Origin of the sequence: Brevibacillus sp. AG162, from assembly GCF_006715575.1 — a bacterium.
Lineage (GTDB): Bacteria > Bacillota > Bacilli > Brevibacillales > Brevibacillaceae > Brevibacillus > Brevibacillus brevis.
In genome coordinates, this window is sequence record NZ_VFNO01000013.1 from 28418 (window position 1) to 53377 (window position 24960).

The window sequence follows — 24960 nt, forward strand, 5'->3', positions numbered from 1 at the left end:
TTAACGCCTTATTCTTTGGAAGCCCACTTGTAATCGACCACGCCTTGATGATCCATGACAACATCTTTTAGCTTCTCATCTTGAACCCAATGTCTGGTATAAAAGTATACCGGAGCAACGGGCATTTCCTCCATCAGGATCGCTTCTGCCTGAGCCAGCAGCTGCTTTCGTTTCTCAGGATCTTTCACCGTCACGGATTGATTCAAAAGCTCTTGATACTTTTTGTTTTCCCATCCGGTATCATTGCTGCTTCCATCCTTCTCCTTGAGCAGCTCCAAATAGTTGCTCGGATCATTGTAATCTGCATGCCAGCCCGTCCGTGCAATCTGATACTTGCCATTCTTTACATCTTCCAAAAACACTTTCCATTCTTGATCATGCAGTGTGACATCCACACCTAGTGTTTGCTTCCACTGCTTTTGAATCATTTCTGCGACCAAGCGATGATGCTCGGACTTGTTATAGGACAAGGTTATTGGCGGGAGCTTTGTCATTCCCAGCTCCTTCATGCCCTCGGCCAGCAGCTTTTTTGCTGTCTCCTGATCGTTGTCCTTGAAGTAGCCATCCTTTTTCAGGTTCATCGTAGGCGGCAGAGCACCTGTAGCAGGTATTTGCACACCATCGAGCAGCACCTCATCAATCGCCTGACGATTCATTGCATAGGCAAACGCTTTGCGAATCTTTGCGTTGGTAAACGGTGCCTGCTCGGTGTTGAACTTGTACCAGTAAACACCTGCAACCGGCTTTGTTTGCAATATTTCTTGGTAATTCAGTGCAGGCAACGCCTCGACGGGCAGAGATCCAAACGGAGCGCCTGCCCAGTCAGACTTGTAATTATCGAACATAGACAGCTGTTTATTCTCATCCTGAATCACGTCAAATTCCAGCTTGTCCAGCTTCACAGCCGCTTTATCCCAGTACAGGTCGTTTTTGACCACCGTGATTTTCTCTTTATCTGCGGAAACTAATTTGAAAGGTCCGTTCCCGACATGCGTCGCAGCTTTTCGGTACCATCCAGGGTTCTTCTCATCGAGCTTTTTGTTCACGGGGTAAAAAATCGGTGCTGCCGTTAACTCTGTAAAAAACGGTGTAGGCTGCTCTAACTCTACGCGCAATGTCTTGGCATCGATGGCTTTTACTCCTACCTCGTCCAGCTTCATCTCGCCTGTGTTGGCTTGCTCCGCATTTTTGATGGAATAGAGCAAATAGGAATAGGAACTATCTGTTTTCGGGTCTAGCGCACGCTTCCACGCATATTCGAAGTCATGGGCAGTGACTGGATCGCCATTGCTCCACTTCGCCTCACGCAAATGAAACGTATACGTTTTCCTATCATCGGATACGTCTATTTTCTGGGCGATTGATGGCTGAACTTTTCCATCCGGACCTAAGCGGACCAACCCATCAAACATCGTGTGCATCACAGAAAACATCGCTTCATCCTCAGCCATTGCGGGGTCCAATTGACCTGGCTGATCAATCAAGTTCAACCGCAAAACCTTATGTAAAGAGGTAGCACTTGTTTCCTGGGATTTTACTTCGTTCGCTGAAGCATATCCTACGGAGGAAGCCAACACTCCTGTCGACACCAGAATCTTCGCAATGATCTTGCCTGGACGTTTCATCTCTATCCCCCACTTCGCTCTATTAACAAACTTTCCATACAATACCAAATTATTACTTATTAGACAATGAACAAGCGATAGTGAAGAAAATCATCCGCGCTTTCCGGCTCCATGTCATAGGACTCGAATCCATTTTTCAACAATACTTTTTGTGATGAGATATTATCCGGTGTTGTTTTCGCACAGATCATTCTGACATTCAAGTGGGGAACATGCCCCTCCAAAAAGACCTTCAGTGCTTGCGAAGCCACGCCTTTTCCAGCGGTATCTTCCCCGACCCGATAGCCGAGATGTCCGATTCCTTCGTCTTTCTCGATGTCTACCAAATTCATTCTTCCCAAGATGTCACCCTGGCTGTTTTTGATGAGGCCAAAAAACGAGATTCCTTGCGCCTGCTCGTCGAGCAAGGCTTGCAGACCTCGTAAAAAATGGTCATATTGGTAGTAAGCGTCTCCCCGACTGGGAACCGATTTTTCGAAAAAGGCTCGATTACGGACTTCAAATTGAAACAAGCTGGCTGCATCTTGTATGCTTAATTTTTCAACAGCAATCATCATGGGTACGTATCCTTTCTTGAATCGAGGTGGAATGAATATGGCAGTTGCTTATTTGGAAGAGGGCACGTTTATCGCCTTTATTGCCTTTACGATATTTTTCTTTGTCGCTTACAAGCTCGATCAGATTTCGTTTGTCTCGTTCATTGTGTCCTTGGCCGTCACGGCTTGCGTTCACGCTGCCTTCTATTGGTTAATTGTAAAATATTGGCCGTTTTTTTAATAGTTTTTAATAACACAAAAAAGGCGCAGGATGAACATCCGCGCCTGTACGTTTATCTGCTCACAGCTTCGCTTCATAGGCCGCAAGCAATTGAGCCGCTTGCTTGTTGTACTGGTTAACCAAGCCTTGAATGGCTTTCTGCCACTCAGCTTGCGGGAGCGGCAATGGCAGTTGATTGGCTGGCTTGCCGTTCACGATCAGTGCTGTTGTGAGCATTTGCTGTTGTGCGTCACTGAGTGAAGTCGTCGTTAACACCTTTGGCTTGAGCACTTTTTTTCCTTTCAGGGAACGCATGAGCTCTGTCATCAAGATGTGCTGATACTCCGCGTATAAATTCATCGTCATGTAGTAGCTCATTCCCTCTCGCACCGGCACAATTCCCTGCTTCTGTGCCCACTCCAACACCTGTGGCGTCGTCATCGCTTGACTTGTTTTGCCTGTCGCCATGAAATAAGCCACTCGGAACATATCTTCGTCGCTCATGACAGAACGATCCTCATCAGCTTTGATGATACCCTTGGACACCAACTCAGAGAGGACCACTTGCTTGCCTGCATCCTTCGGCAGATTCAAATAAAGCGCCAGATTGGCAAAAAATTGGCTTTCGCTGTTGCCACCAGCTGGCCAGCTATACGGTTTGCCGAAATCGATCAGCTCAAGGGGACGGTATCGCAGCATATCCGAGTAGGCCGAAAACGCTTGGAATGTAATCGGGCTATAGGAGACCACTGGTTTTTTCGTCAGGAACCTTGTGGCAAACACCTCTTGCCCACCTTGACCGAGATAACCGAACTGGTCTTTGGTTGTGAATACATAAGGCAACTGATCCTCTGCCTTACTCCATACTTGTGAGAATACTTGGTTCGTTGGCAAAATCGCTTCATATTTGGCCGATGTCAGTACCTTTCCTTCCAGTGACATAAGGCCGTACAATCCCGTCTTGTTGTCCTGGTAGGCAATGGCACCCGTCTTAAGATCATATAAGTGCATGTACTTCATAGACTGATAATCGCCCGAGCTTAGGCGGAGCAGCTGTGGTGAATAGACGTCCCATCCTGTACTTGACTGAATCAATACCCGATCAAAATAAGATTCCGTGTGAAAACCTTTCACGCTAGTGAGCTTGTTAGCGAGCTGGTTCCCTTCTTGCGCCCATACATCCTGCGTGCCGTCCAACCGTGCTGTCATCACGATCTTTTGATTTTGTACTATCATTTCGTTTGCATCACGATACACAAAATCGCTCACGACCTGAAGCTGCCTGCCATCGACCTTGGTCATCGCCATTCCGACATTCTCCGCTCTCACACCCAAGGTGTAAACGGAGTCAGCAACTTTGATCAAGGTGAGAGGAGGTCTGTCGTTGCCTGACTTCCACAACGCGACTTTGATCTCCGTAGTCAATAGCTTGCCTTCAGGGGTATAAAGATCCGCCCCATCGTGATCCATTGCAACGATGAGATTGGTATCGGAATCCATGTAGACTGATTGGTAGAGCTTGCTGATCGGTTGGTTCGTCTTGCGGTCCACAATCATCTCGCCTTTTCCCGGCTCATACTTTTTCGTCAAATCATCGGACAACGGTATTGGATTTCCGGTTTCTACCGGTTTCCCGACGGAGTTGTATCGCAGCACCTTTCCATCCGGCTCAGTCACCAGCACCTGAATCGATGCTTCCTCATAGCGAATGACACGATTCTCAACAGGAGCCAAAACCAAGCCTTCATTTTCAGAATAAAGTCCGATTTTGTTTCCGTCCTTGATGCTAAGCATGCTGTAGCTGCCCAATGTCACATACGAGTCGAACCAAAAATCAGGCTCCTTGACTTCTTTATCCCAGCCTGGGAGGATTGCTTTTTTCCCGTCTCTACGAACGAGCAAGCGTGCGGCTGGAGGACCTTCTACCGAAGAATAAGTGAACGGTATGACCGTTCCTCCTCCAACCTGGACGACTCCGTACAGATTCGTCTTAGGGTCCTGTCCCAGCACATAGCTGCCATGCAAAAACTGGGCACCTTTTTTCAATGGATGCGACGTACCTTTGGATCTAGAATGATAAGTAATGACATCTCCAGAAACCGTGTAGTACACATCCGTATTTTGCTCGATCGCCACTTCTTTATATATGGGCTCTGCTAGCATCCGTCCGTCCTTCCACAGCCCTTGTCCTTTGGGCCCAATCACCTGAAAGTATCCATTATTCCAAATATAAATCGAGGTGTATTTGGGCTCAAGTACGTACTTACCATTGCGATCAATCAAGCCTTCTTTTCCACCGGATCGCACCTTGAGATATGCAGTGTCAGGACCGCCTTCGTTTGGAATCAGTTCTGCTTTTGGCAGCGCAAACAGCTTTTTGCCGGAAGCAGGATCGTACATGATGAGCTCTTTTGGAGTAGTCGCGACGAAATAACGCACATTTTCCGCCTCTTTATTTTCCGTCTGATCAGGAGCAACGAGTTCAACCATCGACAGCTTGCCTGCAACTGGCGGAATCAGCACCTTTCCATCTACATGGAGCACCATGGATGATTTCCCCAAGAACATAATCGCCATCCCCTGCTCTTTGGACAAATAATACGGATGCGCCCCAGCAAACTTCATGGTCGACAGCTTGTGCGTCTTCAAATCGATATATTGGAACCAGCCGCCTTTTTGAACAATGGCGATATTTTTGGAATCCGGAATGTCGATATAATCCCAAATCGCGGGAGTTATTTCTTTCCCTGTCCGCGCGTCGAGAATTCCTTTTTTACCGCCCTTTGTTACGATCATGTTTTTGGAAGATAGCTCAAAATCATCATAAATAGCCTGTGTGACCAGCTTGTTACCGTCCGTAAAACCGATCTTGTAGTCTGTTATATACGGCTGAATCTGGGAAAACGTAGCCGCATGGACAGAAGAAGTCCACGCACTTACCCCGAGTATGACCGCGGTAACCAGACTCACGGTTTTTGTTTTTATATTCATTGGTGATTAGCCTCCCTTGGCAAACATTCCCTTCCTTTGACGCTTCGTGGGGTGAAATAGTTTCGTTGCACTTTTTCAAACAACTGGAACCTTTTCTTTCAATCAACTCGCTTTTAAGCGTGCTATAATTGTTCACACCGACGCAGTATAATCATCGTATACGGATGGGAGTGCTTTTAAGAGCACTTGGAAAGGATGTTCCCATGAATTTCTTTGCTGCCGCCTTGCAAAAGCCGGATGTCAGACGATTTGGGATTTTGGCGTTGTTTTGTTTGCTGCTGTACTCCTTGGGAAGTATGCTGAACATGGTTTTGCTAACCTTTTTAGTTACCTATTTAATGAATCGGCTGCATCAATACCTCACGAGTCTCACACACAAAGTCGTGCCGATCCATCCCAAGCTGATTCTCATTTTTCTCTATATGCTGCTGACGTTCTTTCTCGTTGTGGGTGGGATGAAAGCCATTCCGGCTCTTATTCACCAAACTGGACAATTGTTCCATCTCATCGAGCAAGTGTACCACCAAAATCAGCACAATGAGTTTGCCCCTTATCTTATGTCTGTTGTTGGGAAGCTCGATATGAAGGGCATCGTTCAGGGCAGCCTTGATTTTCTCGCAGTGGTCAGAAACGTTGGGTTCAATGTCTTTCTGGCGATTATTCTGAGTCTGTTTTTCCTGCTCGGCAAAGACAATGTCGTTACGTTTACCGCTCAATTTCGCACGAGCAAATTATCCTGGCTGTACAACGAAATCGCTTATTTCAGCCAAAAATTCATCCTGACCTTTGGCAAAGTAATCGAAACACAGCTGTTGATCGCCTTATTCAATACGACCTTCACCGTCATCGGATTATGGATCATGGGCTTTCCGAATCTATTGGGACTCGCGATTATGGTCTTCATACTGGGGCTCATTCCGGTTGCAGGTGTCGCCATTTCATTGATTCCGCTCAGTGCCATCGCCTATAGTGTCGGTGGTATCGCAACCGTCGTCTATTTGCTCATTTTTATCATGGTGATTCACGCGCTTGAGGCCTATGTGTTGAATCCTCGCTTGATGGCAACCAAGACTCACTTGCCGATCTTCTATACGTTTGTCGTCCTGATCTTTTCCGAGCATTTCTTTGGCGTATGGGGGCTGATTGTCGGGATTCCGTCCTTTGTTTTCTTGCTAGACATCTTTGAAGTGAAGAAAATGGAGCAACCCCCTGCCAAAAATAGATCCGTTCCAAAAGATGTACAAGTCAACACGTGACAGATAGACATAGAGAAAGGAGCCCCTCGTGAGAAGGGCTCCTTTTTGTTTTTATTTGCCTTCAAACCATTTGATCAAGGCTTGTGTGCCGCTATCAGCCTCACCGTTCGCTGCCAGTTCTTCATAGAGCGATTTGGAGAGTGCGAGTCCTGGTGTCATCAGCCCCATTTCCTCCGCTGCTTCCAATGCAATCCCCATATCCTTGATAAAATGTTTGACGTAAAAACCAGGTGCAAAGTTGCCGGCGATCATGCGCGGCGCCAGATTCGACAGCGACCAGCTGCCTGCGGCACCCGCTCCAATGCTCGTCAGCACTTTCTCCGGGTCCAGACCTGCTTTTTTCGCATACGCGATCGCTTCACACACACCGATCATGTTTGTGGCAATACAAATTTGGTTGCACATTTTGGTATGCTGGCCTGCACCTGGTCCACCCTGCAACACAACGTTTGTCCCCATGATCCTAAACACAGACTCCATCGCCTCAAATACTTCCTGATCGCCGCCAACCATGATGGTCAGGCGCGCTTCCCGTGCCCCCACATCTCCACCGGAGACAGGCGCATCCAGGGAATGCAGCTCGTGCTTTTTGGCTTCCTCATAAATATGTTTCGCCAGCGACGGCTTCGATGTCGTCATATCGATCAAATAAGTGCCCGGCTTCGCATTTGCCACAATTCCGTCCGCGCCAAGATACACTTCCTCGACATCAGATGGATAGCCGACCATTGTGATGATGACATTTGCCTCTTTTGCCAGCTCACTGACATGTTCCTTCCAAATCGCACCGGCTGCCAGCAAATCTGCCGCTTTTTCCTTTGTACGCGTGTACACCAGCACTGTATATCCTGCTTGCAGAAAATGGTTTGCCATGCTTTTCCCCATGACACCCGTTCCTACAAATCCAATGATTCTATCACTTACAGGCAAAGCCATGTGAACCACTCCTTCGTTTCTCTCTTTCCTGTTATCTCGACAATTGTACTTCTCGAATCTATCCGAATATTCCTGCTACGCGTCTTTATGTGTTTAAATGGAAAAAAGGACATATGTCCTTTTTTTTCGTGCGCAAATGCCTTTTACTAAAGAGGGTATAGCCTGCAAGCAAACGAGCAGGAGGCTTGATACATGAAAGAACTTCACGACCGCACCCTTTTGCATACGCTGGTGCAAACTAGTCCTTTGCCCGATATTTTTGATGGCGTTACCCTCCATGAAATCCGCCTGTATCAGGCTGAGAAGGGTGACATCCTCTGTTCGAAGGGCGACCAGCTTCACCACATGTACTTCATTCTGAAGGGAAAAATCAAAATTTTCACGACGCTTCCTAACGGAAAATCTTTGTTGCTGCGCTTTAACAATCCACTCGCGATTATCGGAGACGTCGAATATGTCACACAATGCGAGGTCCGCAATACGGTTGAGTTTGTCCATCGCAGTCTCGTGGTCAGTCTTCCCTTCAAAGTTTTGCAAGAAAACTACCAGAACCACCCGCCCTTTTTGCAATTCATTCTCCATAAAATCAGTCACAAGCTGCATACATCATCGAACTCCACCAGCCTGAATCTGCTGTATCCCGTTGAAAATCGCTTTGCCAGCTATTTGCTCTCCACGCTGTCCAGCGACACAGGGTCGACTGCTTCCGAGGAGCTAAAGACGGCGAAGCTGACAGAGGTAGCCGAGCTGTTGGGCACCAGCTACCGACATTTGAACCGGGTGATCCGCAACCTTTGTGCAGCATCCGTGATCGAACGCAAAAAAAGCGCACTGATTATCAAGGATCGAGAAAAAATCCGTGCGCTTGCGAGCGGAAACATTTATGAGTGATCAACCATATAGGAGGTCATATTGTGCAAGGCATTCTCTTTTCGTTACTCGCTGGCGTTTTTATTTGTCTGCAAGGCGTGTTCAATGCGCAAGCCAGTACAAAGCTCGGACTGTGGCAAACCAATGCGATTGTTCACGCCTTGGGCTTTCTTGTATCGTTCGCGATCTTTCTCTACGTTCGTGATGGCGATTGGAAAAGCATCGGGGAAGTCAACAAGTTGTATCTGCTTGGAGGCGTTTTCGGGGCCTTCATCGTTTTTAGTGTCATGAAAGGCATTACGGCTATCGGCCCTGCCTACGCCGTATCGATTCTGCTCATCTCACAATTGCTCGTCGCCCTCCTCATTGATTCTCTCGGCCTGTTCGGTGTGCAAAAGGTTCCGATCACCTTGAACAAGATCATCGGAATCGGCATCATGATCGCAGGCGTAGTGGTTTTCAAACTCAAATAAAGGAGGAGGGCATCATCGCCCTCCCCTACAGGATCAATTGCTCCGGATTCAGCCCCATTAGCGCCTCATGCACAAACCTTCCGTCTTTTCGAATGAGCACATCGTCAAACCAGATTTCGCCGCCACCGTATTCCGGGCGCTGAATGCAAATCAGGTCCCAGTGAATCGCGCTGCGGTTGCCGTTATCCGCCTGATCATAGGCACGACCCGGTGTGAGATGAAAGCTGCCGGCGATTTTTTCATCAAACAAAGTATCCCCCATCGGGTCCAAAATGTACGGGTTAAACGCAATGGCGAATTCACCGATGTAGCGTGCACCCTCGTCCGTGTCCAATATTTCTATGAGCTTGTCTGTATGGTTAGCGTACGCCTCGACAATCTTTCCTTCCCGAAAAGTAAACCGGACGTTTTCAAACGTTGTTCCTTTGAAGTTGCTGGGCGTATTGTAGCTGATCGTCCCGTGAATCGAATCGCGCACGGGAGAGGTATACACTTCGCCATCGGGAATGTTTCGTTTGCCTACCGCTGTCCGCGTCCCAATCCCTTTGATCGAAAACGTCAAGTCTGTCCCTGGCCCGACGATGCGCACCTTATCCGTTTTGTCCATGAGTTCGTACAACGGCTGGCACGCTTCGGCCATTTTTCGATAATCGAGTGAACATACGTTGAAATAAAAATCTTCAAATGCTTCTGTCGTCATGTTGGCCTTTTGGGCAAGGGCCGAGGTCGGGTAATTAATGCGCAGTCCCGTAATCTGATTATCAACATGATGGAAAATAGAATCATACGCTTCTGCGTACAGACGGTACTTCTCCTGCGGAACATCCTTCATCTCACTGTCATTGGTCTCGCCATGAACTCCGATATAGCCTTGCATGCCAAACCACATGTCCTTTTCCCACTGAACCGTCTGGGCAAGCTGCTCTTTGGTTAGCCCTTTCAACCATTCCCGCTGGACTTTAGGCCGTACAAAGCGCAGGTGGGGATACGCTCCCTTCGCATACAGCCGCTTCACCAATTCCATTGCCAGCGGCTCTCCTTCATCCACGACCATGATCATAATATGCTGCTTGGCTTGCACATCCAGGCTGTACGAAATTAAGTTGTCTGCTATTTTTCCCAGTCTTTCATCTCTCATCGTGCACGCCTCCTTTCCAGATTTTCATTGCTCTTCCAGCATAACGCGCGTTTGTCAGAGGAATATCATCTGAAAACAAGTGATCACCACACTGTTGTGGTCGGGAGAAGCCCTGCCACATGTTTTCCAGTCGCCTATATCCTCTCTTCGTTCGGGCGGTCTCCTTCCAAACATGTGGCAGGGCTTTCGTACAGCAGTAAATTCCTTCGTGTTATTAAAACGTTTTGCAAGTTAACGCAAGGAAGCTTGTGAAAGTCAATTCAGTTGAAATAGAACATCTTAGAACCACTTTCAACGAATGAACGAATAGCTACGTAGGAAGAAGCGAATTTCCAGTCCAAGCGCCTCTGGAGCCCAACCTAGCGTAGGAATAAATGGCGGGGAATTTAAGCTTTTATTACATACAAAAACGCATTCGCGTTTTCTGGTTTGAAGCGCTCCCGCCATTTATTCCGAAGCGGACAGTCTTACCTCCCCTTGCAGGGCGGAGGCCGAAGCGCAGACTGGAAATTCGCTTCTTCCTCCCACTACAGCTCCTGCAAAAAGTAAAAAGCGATGCCAATGCACCGCTTCTCCATGATTCACTTTCCTAACCGCTTGTGCTGGACATCTTCCACACGCTGACTGATCCTGGCGAGTACAAAGGCGATGATGACCGAGAATATCACAATGCCGTAAAATCCGGCTCCGATCCCTATGCCAATCCCTCCAGCGAAAAAGATCATGGCTGCGGAGGTCAGTCCTTTTACTTTCAAGCCGTCCTTCAAGATGACGCCTGCTCCCAAAAAGCCAAGACCTGTGACAATCTGTGCAGCCAATCGCATCGGGTCCATCATCGTTCCGTTGCCAGGCGCGCTGTATAGCTTTGTGCTGTAAATGGAAACAAGTGTGATGAGCGTGCAGGCCACGGACACATACATATACGTTTTCAGCCCGGCAGGCTTGTTTCTATGCGAGCGATCCCACCCGATGAATAAACCGAGAATCGCACTCACCACTACCCGCATATACATTTCCAAGTCATACTGCACATACAACCATTGTAGAGTCTCCATCCTCGTCACCTTCTTATAGCGATAGAGACATGATATGTGCAGATTCGAAAAATAGACCGCCTTCTTCTATATCTTATTTCCTTTCAATCTTCACTTCTGGCCCGACAAAGACTTCAAACAACCGCTCCCAAGGAAGCTTGATCTCCCTATCTGTTAATTCGACGATTTCGCCTTCAAACGTATTCTTGCCTCGCTTCCCGATAACCAGCGATTGATTGGCAAAGTAGTTTTCGTACCATTCGTCCGCATGTGGTGTCAGTGCATCCCTCACAAACTCATTGACTTCGTCATAATCATCTCCGAGATTCCATTCATTTCCGTTTAACTCTTTAACGAGATCGCGTGCTTCTGCCATGACTTCATTGCGGTAATGATGGTCATTTACAAACGATGACAAGAGCAGATTGATATGGGTTTCTGCCGCATCCACCGTTAAGGGCACACCGAACTGATTTCCTTTTTCCAAAAAGGCTGATCGTTGCAACGCCTGTCCCAACGCGCTTCCCATATTGTTTCCCGCCGTTCCCCATGCCGTGTACGCGAACAATTCCGGCAGCTTTACTTCTTCTTGTAGTCGCTCGATCAACTCAGGGTCAGCTTTGTTTGTAATCGTCACGTCTGTAATGGCGACCTGCTTTCCTTCCTCCAGAAGCTCGTTGATTTCTTCGACGAACTCATCCAGGTCTTCGCGTCTCTCTGCGTTGCTCTGTCCTTTTTTCTTCGGCGAATTGATCATTAACACGATATCTGCGTCGTCTTCGTCCCGGACTGGTTTGCCGCCTGCTGCGATGATATGCTTCTCGACATTTACATCAAAGGTCGTGTCTTCAAACGGCGCCGTCCACTCACTGCCGTCTATACCCGAATACTCGACTGCTACTTTTGGATGGATGCGCATTTCATTCAAAGCGAATCTGCTCAACAAGACCGTTCCTACTTCGTCTGCTCCAGGGAAAATCGCTACACGATCCTCTACATCCAGCTCCTTTGCTTTTTTGACCAAGATCTCCCGCTCTGCCCGGTGAAGACCATGGGGAGCAGCGTCATCCTGAGCCAGCACTAAATAATCAATGGTCCCGTCCTTTACCCAGTCGATCAACAAGGAGTTAATCTTGTGGTTACGCTCGCGGGCGTTCAAGTAATCTTCCAGCACAGACTCGGGAATCTCCCTTTCCAACTGATCGAGCCGGTCCTTTTTTTCCGTCATGCCGAGGTTGTGCACTTCATCGTATAAAATGGCCCATTCTCTGATTTGCTCATAGTACTTCAATGTTTCGGGATCAGTCGCCGTCACCGCCAAGCGTTGAATCGTATCGAAGACGTAGATCGGCTTTTTGGAATGTTTATCTCTCAGTCTCTTAATGGCTTCGATATTCGACAGGGCATCTTCATAGGACTGTTGATCGGTACGGGACGCAACCAGCCCGCCATATGCCAGCATGCTGACAGAGATGACTGAGCCGTCCACTTTGCTTGCTTGTTTGATCAGCCAATCGCCAATTTCTTCCCCATCGCCCGGGGTCATAAAGTGACCCAGCATGTCTTCATCCGGCATAATCGCCTCCATCCCGCCTGCCCGTGCTGACATTTTCGGAAAATACGTATTGACCGGGCGATCATCGAGGGGAACAAGGGCGACGTTGGCAATTGGCTTTGGTGACGCTTTTTTCGCCGCAACTGTACTCGTCTGCGCAAATGGAACCATGCCTGTTACTAGTGCTGCCATAGCCAGTGTCGAAATGACAACGCGCAACTTTTTCATAGATCCAATCTCCTTTCAACGTGAAAAGGTTTAATCAAGGACGGCATTCGCTAGACGCAATTGTTCCTGTAATTTCGCTACGTGAATCAAACGCGGAGTGGTCTTGTCGTGAAACGCAATGGCCGCTGCTGTACCTGCTGCTTGCCCTGTAGCCATACAGCTCGGGGTAAGCCTGGTCGTAGCCAACGCCTCATGCGTCGTAGAGATACAACGCCCCGCCGCAAGCAGGTTGTCGATAGACTGAGGGAGCAGGCATCGATATGGAATGTCATAAGCGCCCTCCCCTTCAATATCTGCTGCTACTACGCCTTTGCCAGAAGGATCGTGAATGTCAACCGGATAGCCGCTTCGTGCGACGACATCCGGAAAACGCCTGCCCGCAACCACGTCTTCGATCGTCAAACTGTACTCCCCGACGATTCTGCGTGTCTCACGGATGCCAATTTGCGTTCCGACTGCGGAGATGGATGCTTTCGCAAAACCCGGAACTTTGTTTTTTAAAAATTCAGACACCATTAACACTTGACGTCTCCCTTCTTCCTCTGCTTCCGTCAAATCCTCGACATCTGTTCCATCCAGCCCCTGTACCCGCGTGCAATTGATCAGAACTTCATCGCTCTCAGGCCCTGTGAAAAACAGAACTTGATCCCGATTAATCGGAACACCTGACATCTTCCAATGCGTATAAAAGCCTTGGACACCTGTCAGTGGAATGGACGGCAATTGTGCAAACGGCGTCTTATGATAAAACTCATCCGGATGATCGAGCATATACTCTTTCACCTGCTCCAGATCGACGCCGCGCATGCGAAACTTCATGGTCATCGGCTGTGTCAGCCCATCTGCATCTCGACCTTTGCTCGTCGGCGCTCCCGATAAATAAGCAATATCTGCATCGCCTGTAGCATCGACGAACACCTTGGCCTTGATTTCATACTTGCCCGATTTGCTGGTGAGCGTAACCGAAGTAATCTCTGTCCCCTCTACCTTCACCTGATCGACAAAGCTATGGACAAACAGCTTGACGCCCGCTTCCTTGAGCATTTCCACAGCTACCAGCTTGTAAATTTCCGGATGATACGGCGTGACTGTACTGACGAATCCCACCGTATCCTGCAAATGTCCAGGCGATCCCCCCTTTTCTTGCAAGCGGTCGACGATTTCCTGTGCAATTCCTTTGATGACTTGCTCGCCTTTCTCCGTATGAAACGTCATCCACGGATAAACGAGCGCAATCGTCGACATCCCTCCGAGAAAGCCGTAACGCTCGATCAGGATCGTTTTGGCTCCCAATCGCCCGCTGGCGAGAGCGGCACTGATTCCTGCCGGCCCCCCGCCTACTACGACTACATCTGCTTCCACTACTCGCTCCATCTGCACTCACTCCTTGTTCAACTTCCTTTAATCTTTTAGACCCGTCATCGATACTCCCTCGATAAACTGCTTTTGGGCGAAAAAGAACACGATCAAAAGCGGCAAGGTCGCCATGACGGACGCACTCATCAGATGATGCCAAGCTGTCCCTACTTCATCGGTAAACAAGGACAAAGCGAGCGGCAGCGTCATCAGCTCTCTGTCGTTGATGAAAATGAGCGGATCGTAAAACTCGTTCCAGCTCGTCAAAAACGTAAATATCGTCAGCGTCGCGATGGCTGGCTTCGCCAGTGGCAGCATAATGCTCCAGTAAATCCGCCAACGCGAGCAGCCATCAATCATCGCCGCTTCCTCCAGTTCTTTCGGAATCCCGAGGAAAAACTGACGCATGACGAATACACCAAAAATTCCGCCTGCCCCGAAAATGGGAAGCACGATCAGTGGCACATGCGTATTGATAAACCCAAGCATGCGCATGAACAAAAACATCGGAATCGACGTCACCTCATGCGGGATCATCATCGTCGACAATAGCACCAGAAAGACGATATTGCGTCCGCGAAACGGAATACGGGCAAACGCATATCCCGCAATCGAGGCAAATAAAACCGTTCCAACCGTGACCAGAATCGCAATGTACAGGCTGTTCCAATAGAACAGATGAAACGGCGTATTCGCCAAAACCTCCTTATAGTTCTCCAAGCGGATCGACGAAGGGATAAACTCTGGCGGAAAGACGAATATTTTGGCTGGCTCTTTTAACGATGTAGAGAGCATCCACAAAAAAGGCACCAGCATCAGTAGGGATATCGCTCCTAACGCTACATAGTGACCGCCAATCCCCAATAACTTGCCCGCATGTAATCCGTGGCGATTACTCTTCATGGAACACCCACCTTTTTCTAAACTGCCACTGCAAGAGCGTAAACACTAAAATGATAAAGAACAGCACAAAGGCAAGTGCAGACGCATAGCCGAATTCAAAGTTTTTGAACGCACGCTCCCAAATGTAATAGACGAGCACCTTTGTACTGTTATCCGGACCACCCTGAGTCATGACGTAAATCTGCCCAAATACCTTGAGTGAGCCGATGATCGTCAACAACGTGGTTAAAAAAACCGTCGGACTGATCATCGGAATCGTAATCTGAAACAATTGACGCGTCCGACTAGCTCCATCAATGCGTGCCGCCTCATATAAGTGAACGGGCACCTGCTGTAAGGCAGCGATGAACAGAACCATGTTCAAGCCCACATTTTTCAGGACACTCGTCACGATCACCACCGGCATTGCCAGCTTTGGATTGTAAAGCCACGAGGGACCTGTAATCCCGAACATCTGCAAGATTTGATTGATAAACCCTGTGTCTGTCGCAAACAAATACTTCCACACAATTGCCCAGACGATCAGTGATGTCATGACCGGCACAAAAATGGCCGTGCGGAAAATCCCGATCCCCGGCAGCTTGCGCACAAGCAGCAAGGCCAACCCCAACGCCAACACGATGTTCAGGGGGACGAGTCCGGCCGAGAACGTAAATGTATTGCCCACGACCGTCCAAAATTCGGCATCCTGAAAGATCGCTCTGTAATTTTCCAAACCAATAAATTCGGCTTCCCCTAGTAACGGCCAATCCGTAAAGCTCATGTACAGCGCGAGCAAGAGCGGGCCTAGCAACAGCGCCACAAACCCGATGACCATCGGACTTATAAACAGCCATCCTGTCAGATTCGCTTCCCGGTTGAAGGATTTTTTCCTTGTGCCACTTGTTCTCTTGTCAGGAGAGAGCGGGACATTCAACTTGCTCTCCATACGATCCCTCCTTATTTTTCAATCGCATTCCGCAATGCATGGATGGAACGGCGAATTTCATCCTCGGTTCTCCCGATCGCCATCGCTCCTGCTAACAGGACACGTACCCCCGTTTCCCGCAGAGCTTCCATATCCTCTGCCACAATTTTTCGCTGTGTCGGGACGATAATGGGAATGCCTGCCTTCTCTACGATGTACCGATAGGTGAGCAGGTCGGCAAACGTAAGCCTCGTGCCATATTCACTCCCCGGAATAATCGACGCCTCCAATGCGGTCATGGGAAAATGCTTCACAGCTTCCAATCGGTTCAAATCAAACTGATCATCGATGGCAAACGTACTCGTCACCCCTCCGATTTTCAAAAGGGAGGCTGGCAAATGATGACCATAGATGGAGATGAAGTCGATTCCCAGCGAATCGAACTGCTTGATTTCCTCGGGATTGAGCTCCTCCATTGACCCGCCCGGGACAATGCCAATCGGCCCTGCGAACTGGCTGCGTATCGTTTGGAGAAAGTCCGTATATTCAGCCAAAGGACCGAACCGATTGCCACTGGCACGGTGGTACACATTGATGTGCATCTTCAAGCCATCTGCACCTTCCTCCATCGCTGCTCTGGCCAAGGTCTCATCATTTTGCGGGAGACTGACCATGAGCAGAAACGGCTTCTCTTCCAGTGCCTGTTGAAAACGATTCATCGTAACCTCCCTCTCAAGTCACAACGGCCTGTATCCCAGACCGTTGTGACGAGCTTACTTTTTCATGATCGGATTGACTTTCTCTTCCAGCGCCTTCACGATATCCGCAGGCTGTGCCGTTTGACCAAATAATTGATCAAATCCAGCCAGTATCGTCGTGTCGATTTTTTGCCAGTCCACATGCCCTGGTTGCAGATGTGCCTTAGGCATTTCGTCGATAACCGCCTGCTTGATGTGTGCAGGGTCTGGGTTGCCTGGAACATTCAAAAACGGATCGGAATTTAGAACAGACAAACGCGGCGGTACAAAGTACGTCGAGGTCTCCTGGACACCCTGCTCACTCGCGAGAAACTTGAGGAATAGCTTAGTCTCCTCCAAATGTTTGGTTCCTTTGAAAATCGAATACCCTGCCTGACCAAGCATCGGTGCCGAGCCTTGTGAACCCGCTGGCATCGGAGCAATGTCCCACTTAAAGTCCTTGATCGTCCGTGCCTTCGAAACGTAGCTGTACACATCAAAGAACATGCCAATTTTGCCTGATTCAAAGCTGACTTGCTCTCCAGCCTTCGGATGCGACCCATCGGTAAACATCATCCGTTGGAGCATGCTGAGTGTCTCCACCCCGTATTGGTCATTCCACGTAAACTGATTCATTTCTTTGTTGAACGGGCCGCTGCCATTTGACCATGAATAGGAAGACAGGATGATCCACGTTTTCCAATCTCGGAAGAAGTTGGCCCCGTAGATTTTGCTCACCCCGGTTCCGCTCGAGATCGCTTGCGCCGACTTTTCGAACTCCTCCCACGTCCATTTTCCTTCTTTCGCTAGGTCGTTCGGCGATTTCAACCCAGCCTTGTCAAACAAGTCTTTGTTGTAAAACATCACGGTAGGCGGGGTAGAAAACGGCAGTCCGTACAATTTGTCGTCTTTTTGGAACAGCTCAAGCGTCGACGGAATAAAGTCGTCCAGCTTAAAAGCAGCATCGTTCTTTACATCCGAGACATCTTCCAATATCCCATTCTCCATAAACTGTGGGACCATTCTCTCAGACACCCACCCGATGTCAGGCAGCTCCTGACCAGCAGCCAGCACCGTCACCTTTTGCTGGTAATCGGGGAATGGCACAGATTCCAGCTTCACCTTGATGGTCGGGTTTTGTTGGGTAAATTTTTCAGAGAGCTTCGTATACAGGTCCAGGTGGGCTTGGTTGCCCCATGTCAAAAACGTAAGCTCGACTGCTTCTTTCTTGCCCGTTGTGGAGTCACCGGGAGTTGTCGCGGTGTTGCTGCACCCAAATGTAAACGCTGTCAAAGCAGTAGACAATGCCAACAGGATTGCCTTTTTCATGGCGTACCTCCTTATCTGTTTTCCCTGTCACCAGTATAGAATTGAGTGAATAGTGAGATAAATCACGCGGTATTTAGATTTGGTATGAGATTTAAAGATCTTCAGTACCTACGCTGTCTCGGTAGCCTCCGGGTGTCATCCCGACTTCCTTTTTGAATACCAGCATGAAATGCTTCGCGCTCTGATACCCTACTAAGCGGGCGATATCATACACCTTCAGCCTCGTCTCGTGTAACAGCTGCTTGGCGCGGTTCATCCTCACCTGCGTGATGTAGTCAGAAACATTTTCCCCCGTCTCGGTCTTGAACAATTGACTCAAATAAATCGGATTCAAATGAACAGACTCCGCCAGCGTCTGGAGTCTCAGATCCCCGTCCAAATGATCGTGAATGAATGCTTTTACCTTGCGAATGATTTGTCTTTCTTCTCTGTGGCTGCCGTCGACAGTGTTTTCTTCTTCCCGGACTTTCTTTTTGCGATCCAACACTTGCCTGATTTTTGCGAGCGTGCTTATCAGTTCTAATCGATCAATAGGCTTCAAAAGATAGTCGGAGACTTTGTACTTCAATGCTTTCTGTGCGTAGTGAAAATCACCATAGCCACTAATAATCACGATCGGCAACTCCTCATACATCTCCCGAATTTTCCCGATCAGCGCCAAGCCGTCGACTTCCCGCATGCGGATATCTGTCACAATCAAATCAGGCATTTCCGTGCGCAGATAATGCAGGGCATCCTTCCCATTTTCCGCTTCTGCCATAACGGCAAAACCAGATGTTCCTTTTTCAATTAACATTTTCAAGCCTTCCCGAATCATTCTTTCATCTTCCACCAGCAATACTTTGTACATGGCGTGATTCTCCCTTCTGGAAATCGAGTGGAATCCTCATCGTAATTTTCGTGCCTTGATCCGGTCTGCTCTCAATCGTTAGCCCGTACTCTTCCCCGAACAATAAGGTCAGCCGCTGGGAAATGTTTCGCAATGCTGTCCCATTGTGTGCGTTGCCTGTCATCTCATGCTGCTGCATAGGCGTATGCAGACTTGTGAGCAGATGACTCAATGATTGCTCAGACATTCCCTTGCCATTGTCCCTCACGCTGATTTGCATGACACCCTCCTGACAAAACGCCGTGAGCCATATCGTCCCGCCCTGTTCCTGATGCTCAATCCCGTGTGCAATTGCATTTTCAAGCAAAGGCTGTAGCAGCAGCTTCGGGATACGCTGATCCGACAGGCTCTCTTCTACGTCCATAAACACTTGAAGGCGCTCTCCCAGACGAATCTTTTGGATACGGACATAGGATTCTAACGACGCCAGTTCTTGCGTCAGCGTAACGTGCCCATCCTCTCGAGCGACCGTATAGCGCATGAGCTTTCCGAGCGAAGAAACCATGTCGGACACATCGTAATTACCCGAGCGGATCGCCATCATATTGATCGATTCGAGTGTGTTGTAAATAAAATGCGGATTGATCTGGCTCTGCAAGGCCGCCAGCTCCGCCTCCCGCTCACGCAAGCTGCTAAGATACACCTCATTGACAAGGCGGTTGATTTCCTCGACCATCTGATTAAATTGCTCGCTAAGCTTCCCGATCTCGTCTTGGGACTCGACAGGAACTCGTTCATGGAAATTACCTCGCTTTACTTGCAGCATCTTTTCTTTCAATTGAACAAGCGGCTTGCTAAGCGAATAGGAAAAATAAATCGCGAGTCCGCCAGCGACGAGTAAAAACATCGCCGCAATCAGCATCGTAAAGCTGCGCAAGCTATTGGATTCTGCGAGCAGGATATCGAGCGGTATCAGACTGATCACCACAAGCCCCGTCTCTCTCGATTGATGATCCACGAAGAGATATCGCTGTCCCTGAATCATCATCTGGTTCGCATCCCCACGATTGATTCCTTCGGTTTCTTGCAGCAAAGTACGATAGCCCGGTGAGCCTTCGCTCTCCCTCTTTTCATAAAACAGCTCGTTTCCCTCATTTACGATGATCAAGCTCCCATCCTTGGTAAAAGGCATATCGGACAAGATTTGGTCAAACATGTCCATCTTCATATCGATTTTAATAATCCCGAGCGGTACTTTCGTATACGGCTCTCGCAATAACCGAGCCACTGACACATAGCGCTCACCAGAGGCATCCAAATAATACACGGGCCGATGCTGTGGAATAATGACGGCTGCCCCCTGTTCCCTGATCACACGCGAATACCATCCCTCTTCTGCCAAGTCTCCCTTGCTCTTCATGATGGAAGGGTCCAGATTGGAAAAAATCATGCCATTCCCCGCGATGATTTGAATGCCTTTTACTTCTGGTCGGCTATAGGAAAGACTGGAGATATACAGCGTCATCTTCTCCCTTTTTTCCATGGAGAGAAAAGAAGTAGCTGACGTATTTGTCTGAATTTCCTTTAAAATGGACAGGACTTCTGGATCGTAGAGCGGCATGAGAGATAAACGCTTCATCTCCCGTATATTGCGCTCCAGGTTGCGATTGATCTGCCCCACAATCTGCCCTGTGTATTCAGCCGTCCTTGATTCCGTTGAAGCTGAAAACTGGCTGTACGTGATGATTCCTTGCAAGCTTAACGGGATTGCAATCAAACAGAGAAAAAGCGTGAGAATCTTCGCCCGCAGTGTACTTTGCAAAAAAAGCGCCGAGACTTTTCTTTTCATAATGGCCCCTTTCCACTTGTTTGAATAATCAGTATTTTTTCATGAAAAAAATCCGTCAGATCAAAATCCTGACGGGCTGTTCCTCAGTTTATTTCGATGCCCATGGAGAGACAATCGTAGAAGGTATCCTCAATCAAAAAAATTCTCTCGTCACGCTAATCCCGAATTCTCTGCGTCAGCGATTTTTCCTAAACGGATGATGACCTCTTGGCCAGACCTAAGCTTGGATATCTTCATAAGAGCCTCCCAGCATGGAAACTTTTCATACTATTTAAACAGAAAAACGGACGCCTGTTAACCGTCCGCTTGTAGCTTGTTCGACTATTCTATTGTTTTAAAGTAAAGGACGGTATCATGCAGGCTGCCATCAGCCGATCGGGCAAACCCCGGAATGCGTCCTGCTTCCTGGTAGCCCATCGACTGATACAACTGGTTGGACGGATCTCCCGCTCGTGTATCCAAAACGAGGAGGCTGCGGTTTTCAGCAAGGGCCCTTGCCTCTGCCAGCAGCATCAGTCCACGTCCAATCCCTTGACGCTGCGCTCTAGGATGAACCATCAGCTTGGCGATTTCTGCCCGATGCAATCCATTTGGACGACTCACCAGATTCAGCTGGATGGTTCCGATGATGACCTCTTCCTGTACAGCTACCCAAATTTTCACATGTTCTTGGGGCACCGAAGTCCAATAGGCGCGTGCTTCCTCCAGCTGCATAGGCGGTAAAAAGCCAAGGGAAGCCCCATCCTCCACGACATCGATCAGCAACTGGGACAGCTGACGCAGTTCTTCCTCTGAAAACTCGATTCCTTCCCGATAACAAAGCGCTGGCTTCATGTAAGCCCCTCCGAATTGTTTTTAAGGTCGATATCCGTACATACTGAAAACAAACAGCAAGCATAGATAGATAATCGCTGCGGGTACAATGGTAAGAGCAATGAAAAACCTTTTCTTCACACTGTTGTTATTTCGAAACAACCAAAAGTAGATGAACAGCAGGATGAGGAGAAATGGGACAAAATAAAAACCGAGCATGAATCCAACCCAATCCGAGTTGGTTTCCCAGAACTGCTCCGGCACGGGCACCCGATGATATTCACTATATATCTGTTCTTTACGAGAGATAAATAGGTAGGATAGCACGAGATAGTAACCGAATATAACGAATTTCAGCCACGGCTTGATCTGTTTGGCGGCAAGTGTTATAGAAAAGATGATCCCCACGATAAACCATAATGCCAAGTATTCCATCTGGATCCCTCCTACGAAGGATTATAGGGATCGGATCTGCTGGAGATAAGTACCAACTTTTTTTGGTACCTCACCCTCACATGATTGCAAGAGTCGACAAAATTTGGAATACTCCCTATAATAGACTTGTCAAACAACACGGTATGCGAGTATCTTTTTCAATAGAAAGCTCACTACCTGTAGGAGATGGTCACGATAACGTACGCTCTTTCGTTTTTCCTGTCGTTTTGTATCGTTATGGTGCTGATTCCGCCTCTGGCTAAATTGGCATTTCGACTTGATTTTGTGGACAAGCCTCGCAAAGACGTGGAAAGAAAAATTCACCGGGAGCCTATCCCATTGACAGCCAGCTACGCTATTTTTGTCGGCTTTGCTGCATCGTTTTTGCTCTTCTCGAAAGAATCAACCGGGCAAACGATCGCTGTTCTGTCAGGCTCACTACTGCTGCTTATTATCGGTACCATTGATGACTGGTACAAGACGCAAGGCAAGGATTTTTCCGCCCTGCCCAAGCTGATCGTCCAAGTATCGGCCGCGGTGATTGTCTACTTGTCGGGTATTACTTTTTCCGGCTTTTACAATCCTTTGAGTGGCGAATACATATTGCTCCCGGAATGGTTGCAGTTCATTCTGACCATCCTGTGGATTTTCGGAGTAACGACGGTCATCAATTTTTCGGATGGCATGGATGGTTTGGCTGGAGGGCTTTCTGCGATCTCCGCAGGCACGCTCTTTGTGGTCGCTTTGGTAAAAGGACAAAGCACATCTGCGATTATGGCGATCAGTCTGATCGGTGTTGCCTTGGCTTATCTGCGGTACAACAAGCCGCCGGCCAAAATTTTCATGGGAGATGCAGGCGCGACCTTCCTCGGCTTTATCTTGGCAGTCATCGCGTTGGATGGTGCCTTTAAGCAGGCAACGGTTCTCTCCTTGTTCATTCCGATTTTAGCACTCGGTGTGCCGATTTTCGATAATCTGTTTGTGGTGACCAAACGCTTCCTTCAAGGTAAGCCGATCTATCAAGCAGATGCCAGCCAGGTTCATTATCGCCTGCTGCGTTCTGGACTCAATCCAAAGCAGGTCGTCACCTTCCTGTGCTTGATCAGTGTTTGCTTTAGTCTGACGTCCATTATCCTGCTCCTGCTCGGAGTATAGGTTATCGGTCACAACGAAAAATGCCGCTCGGGTCTAATTCCGGCGGCATTTTTTTATGAGCGGATCACGCGAAGTCTCGCTTCGCTGTCGTGGTCGTCTGAAACGTTTGAAAGCCTGTCCGTTCGTACAACGCAATCGCAGGTTCGTTATGGGTGCCTGTGACGAGATACGGCTGCAAGCCCTTTTCCAGCGTTCGGTTCACAAAAAAACGGACAAGCTCTTTGCCGTAGCCTTTGCCTTGATGCACGGGATCTACGAACACATCGTAAACCTCGCCATGTCCTGTGATGATCAAGGACCCTACGAATACTCCCTCATGCTCGAATAAGTAAATGTCTTCTCTCATATCGTTCAGGAGCCATTTCTTCCATGCGTTCATCGTTTTCTCAGGATAGTCTGCCAAACGGTATGGCTGAAGATCAATGCCTTTGCGTACCTCATAGTAAGCGTCACTCTGCGATTGGATGTACATATCCATATCGGACTCGGTGAATTTTCGTACGTCGAGTGTCGGTTCCGGCCCGATCTCTCCTGTGTATTTCATCAGATGATGTCCCCAGATAGAAGCAAAGCCTCTCTTGGCAAAAAAATCAGCACCCTGCCCGTGGTCTACGCGATAGGTAGCCATGACTGCCGTCGGCTTCTCCTCGTGCTGTTGCAATTCCAGCCAAAGCTTCTCGAACAGCCGGGAGCCGATTCCTCGCTTTCGATGGTCTGGTCGGGTATAGACGTATATTTCTGCTGTCCCGTCTTCACCGGAGGAGTTCAAATCATATGTGCAACAGCCGATGATTTGCTCGTTTTCCTCCCAGATGTAAACTGTAGCTTTTTCCACGATATCGCCAATCTCTTCGGTCCTCCAAAGCATGCCTTCGCCAATCATCGTCACGATTGTCTCTTTGTCTTTTGATTGTGCTTGTCGGATCATCTACGCACTCCTCCGTTCTCTCCCGTTAGCTCTGTTGGACGGTTGCTGCTTCTGCGGCTTTTTCCAGCTTCTTGCGATGTTGCAGGCAAGCTTCGCATCTTCTGCTTTTTCGCCCAAAAGCCGTGTAGTATTTGCTTTTTTTGCAAGATCGGCACGTAATGTACAGCGAGCTCGACAAATTGTAGTTCTCTTCTGGCGTGTTTTCCTTCAAGTGTACCGTCTTGTTGTATTTGATGAGCAAATGAGCCGTATGGATGGCATCGACCAAGGCCGAGTGCAGCCTGCCCTCCTGGATGATTCCTGCCGTGTCAATCGCTTCTTTCAGACTCATCTGCTTGCGATCAGCCAAAAGCATGCTAATTGGCGGCTGGATGTCGTTGTAATTGCGCATCCAGTTGAAGTCCAATCCGAATCGCGCACAATGCTCGATCATCAGCCGCTTGTCGTCTTGCCCCCATGTGCACAGGTAGTACTCAGAATCGTTGCCAATCCACTTCATAAATTCTGCGAATGCCCGCCGAAACGGGATGAAGGTTGGCATGTTCTCTTTATCGAGACCGATGAACTTGCGCGTTCTCTCTGTGATTCGGCGCTCAATGGCTGGAAACGTGTAGCGCTGAAATGTGTCGACCTCTACGCCATTTTTTCCGGGTACGACTTTTGCCGCTCCGATCTCAATAATTTCCGGGATCTTGTCTTTCTGATAAGTCAGTGTCGTTTCAAGGTCAAAAACAATGATCTGCAAGCGTTATCACATCCTGTATGTATTGTCTCTATTATGGCTCGGATCGGGCATAGAAAGCAAAACAAAGACAAAAGCGGCTGCCTGATTGAAACGAAAAAGGATAAGAACCCCA

General features: G+C 48.5%; 23 protein-coding genes. 5 read left to right on the forward strand and 18 right to left on the reverse strand.

From position 1 onward, the window contains the following. Positions 1 to 8: 8 nt before the first annotated feature. Positions 9 to 1625, reverse strand: a complete 1617-nt coding sequence (locus FB479_RS26960; RefSeq protein ID WP_142067318.1) for a peptide ABC transporter substrate-binding protein — start codon at positions 1623 to 1625, stop codon at positions 9 to 11. 59 nt (positions 1626 to 1684) lie between these two features. Beyond that, the gene (locus tag FB479_RS26965; RefSeq protein WP_106653913.1) at positions 1685 to 2182 is read right to left on the reverse strand and encodes a GNAT family N-acetyltransferase; all 498 of its coding nucleotides are present in this window, start codon (positions 2180 to 2182) and stop codon (positions 1685 to 1687) included. Positions 2183 to 2219: 37 nt separating this feature from the next. Here FB479_RS26965 and FB479_RS26970 point away from each other — a divergent pair, with 37 nt between their 5' ends. Beyond that, the gene (locus FB479_RS26970; RefSeq protein WP_047074121.1) at positions 2220 to 2402 is read left to right on the forward strand and encodes a hypothetical protein; all 183 of its coding nucleotides are present in this window, start codon (positions 2220 to 2222) and stop codon (positions 2400 to 2402) included. Between the two features lie 60 nt (positions 2403 to 2462). Here the strand turns inward: FB479_RS26970 and FB479_RS26975 are convergent, their stop codons facing one another. After that, positions 2463 to 5372, reverse strand: a complete 2910-nt coding sequence (locus tag FB479_RS26975) for a WG repeat-containing protein (RefSeq protein ID WP_142067319.1) — start codon at positions 5370 to 5372, stop codon at positions 2463 to 2465. Positions 5373 to 5575: 203 nt separating this feature from the next. On the opposite strand from FB479_RS26975, the gene FB479_RS26980 reads away from it, so the two are divergent. Next, positions 5576 to 6628: an AI-2E family transporter gene (locus FB479_RS26980; protein WP_142067320.1), complete on the forward strand. Its 1053-nt coding sequence runs from the start codon at positions 5576 to 5578 to the stop codon at positions 6626 to 6628. Positions 6629 to 6679: 51 nt separating this feature from the next. Here FB479_RS26980 and FB479_RS26985 read toward each other — a convergent pair whose 3' ends face one another. Further along, positions 6680 to 7564 (reverse strand): NAD(P)-dependent oxidoreductase, encoded by an 885-nt coding sequence (locus FB479_RS26985; protein ID WP_106653910.1) that lies wholly within the window; start codon positions 7562 to 7564, stop codon positions 6680 to 6682. 192 nt (positions 7565 to 7756) lie between these two features. On the opposite strand from FB479_RS26985, the gene FB479_RS26990 reads away from it, so the two are divergent. Next, entirely contained in the window at positions 7757 to 8455 is a 699-nt protein-coding gene (locus FB479_RS26990; RefSeq protein ID WP_142067321.1) for a cyclic nucleotide-binding domain-containing protein, read from the forward strand. A 23-nt stretch (positions 8456 to 8478) separates the two neighbouring features. Then, positions 8479 to 8907 carry a DMT family transporter gene (locus tag FB479_RS26995; RefSeq protein ID WP_142067322.1) on the forward strand — a complete coding sequence of 143 codons (429 nt, stop codon included), beginning with the start codon at positions 8479 to 8481 and terminating at the stop codon, positions 8905 to 8907. Positions 8908 to 8932: 25 nt separating this feature from the next. Here FB479_RS26995 and FB479_RS27000 read toward each other — a convergent pair whose 3' ends face one another. The 12 genes from FB479_RS27000 to FB479_RS27055 form a co-directional block, all read right to left on the reverse strand. After that, on the reverse strand, positions 8933 to 10045 hold the full coding sequence (locus FB479_RS27000; protein ID WP_142067323.1) for an aminopeptidase: 1113 nt from the start codon (positions 10043 to 10045) through the stop codon (positions 8933 to 8935). Positions 10046 to 10626: 581 nt separating this feature from the next. Next, complete coding sequence (locus FB479_RS27005; protein WP_142067324.1) at positions 10627 to 11100, reverse strand: MgtC/SapB family protein; 474 nt, start codon at positions 11098 to 11100, stop codon at positions 10627 to 10629. A gap of 73 nt (positions 11101 to 11173) precedes the next feature. Then, complete coding sequence (locus tag FB479_RS27010) at positions 11174 to 12862, reverse strand: DUF4127 family protein (RefSeq protein ID WP_142067325.1); 1689 nt, start codon at positions 12860 to 12862, stop codon at positions 11174 to 11176. Between the two features lie 30 nt (positions 12863 to 12892). Beyond that, on the reverse strand, positions 12893 to 14236 hold the full coding sequence (locus tag FB479_RS27015) for an FAD-dependent oxidoreductase (protein WP_142067326.1): 1344 nt from the start codon (positions 14234 to 14236) through the stop codon (positions 12893 to 12895). A 27-nt stretch (positions 14237 to 14263) separates the two neighbouring features. Then, a complete protein-coding gene (locus FB479_RS27020) occupies positions 14264 to 15121 on the reverse strand; it encodes a carbohydrate ABC transporter permease (RefSeq protein ID WP_142067327.1) in 858 nt (285 codons plus the stop codon). Next, complete coding sequence (locus tag FB479_RS27025; protein WP_106653901.1) at positions 15111 to 16049, reverse strand: carbohydrate ABC transporter permease; 939 nt, start codon at positions 16047 to 16049, stop codon at positions 15111 to 15113. Before FB479_RS27025 ends, FB479_RS27020 begins: the two co-directional genes overlap by 11 nt. Before the next feature lie 11 nt (positions 16050 to 16060). Beyond that, on the reverse strand, positions 16061 to 16747 hold the full coding sequence (locus FB479_RS27030) for a hypothetical protein (protein WP_142067328.1): 687 nt from the start codon (positions 16745 to 16747) through the stop codon (positions 16061 to 16063). A 54-nt stretch (positions 16748 to 16801) separates the two neighbouring features. Beyond that, entirely contained in the window at positions 16802 to 18094 is a 1293-nt protein-coding gene (locus FB479_RS27035; RefSeq protein ID WP_142067329.1) for an ABC transporter substrate-binding protein, read from the reverse strand. Positions 18095 to 18185: 91 nt separating this feature from the next. Beyond that, complete coding sequence (locus tag FB479_RS27040) at positions 18186 to 18944, reverse strand: response regulator transcription factor (RefSeq protein WP_142067330.1); 759 nt, start codon at positions 18942 to 18944, stop codon at positions 18186 to 18188. Beyond that, a complete protein-coding gene (locus FB479_RS27045; protein WP_142067331.1) occupies positions 18916 to 20772 on the reverse strand; it encodes a cache domain-containing sensor histidine kinase in 1857 nt (618 codons plus the stop codon). Before FB479_RS27045 ends, FB479_RS27040 begins: the two co-directional genes overlap by 29 nt. A gap of 321 nt (positions 20773 to 21093) precedes the next feature. After that, entirely contained in the window at positions 21094 to 21606 is a 513-nt protein-coding gene (locus tag FB479_RS27050; protein ID WP_142067332.1) for a GNAT family N-acetyltransferase, read from the reverse strand. A gap of 21 nt (positions 21607 to 21627) precedes the next feature. Continuing rightward, entirely contained in the window at positions 21628 to 22020 is a 393-nt protein-coding gene (locus tag FB479_RS27055; RefSeq protein ID WP_142067333.1) for a hypothetical protein, read from the reverse strand. Between the two features lie 186 nt (positions 22021 to 22206). Between FB479_RS27055 and FB479_RS27060 the strand changes: the two genes are divergently transcribed. Then, positions 22207 to 23175: an MraY family glycosyltransferase gene (locus FB479_RS27060; protein WP_106653894.1), complete on the forward strand. Its 969-nt coding sequence runs from the start codon at positions 22207 to 22209 to the stop codon at positions 23173 to 23175. Positions 23176 to 23239: 64 nt separating this feature from the next. Here the strand turns inward: FB479_RS27060 and FB479_RS27065 are convergent, their stop codons facing one another. Next, on the reverse strand, positions 23240 to 24103 hold the full coding sequence (locus tag FB479_RS27065) for a GNAT family N-acetyltransferase (protein ID WP_142067334.1): 864 nt from the start codon (positions 24101 to 24103) through the stop codon (positions 23240 to 23242). Positions 24104 to 24128: 25 nt separating this feature from the next. After that, positions 24129 to 24848 carry a 3'-5' exonuclease gene (locus FB479_RS27070; protein ID WP_106653892.1) on the reverse strand — a complete coding sequence of 240 codons (720 nt, stop codon included), beginning with the start codon at positions 24846 to 24848 and terminating at the stop codon, positions 24129 to 24131. Between the last annotated feature and the right edge of the window lie 112 nt (positions 24849 to 24960).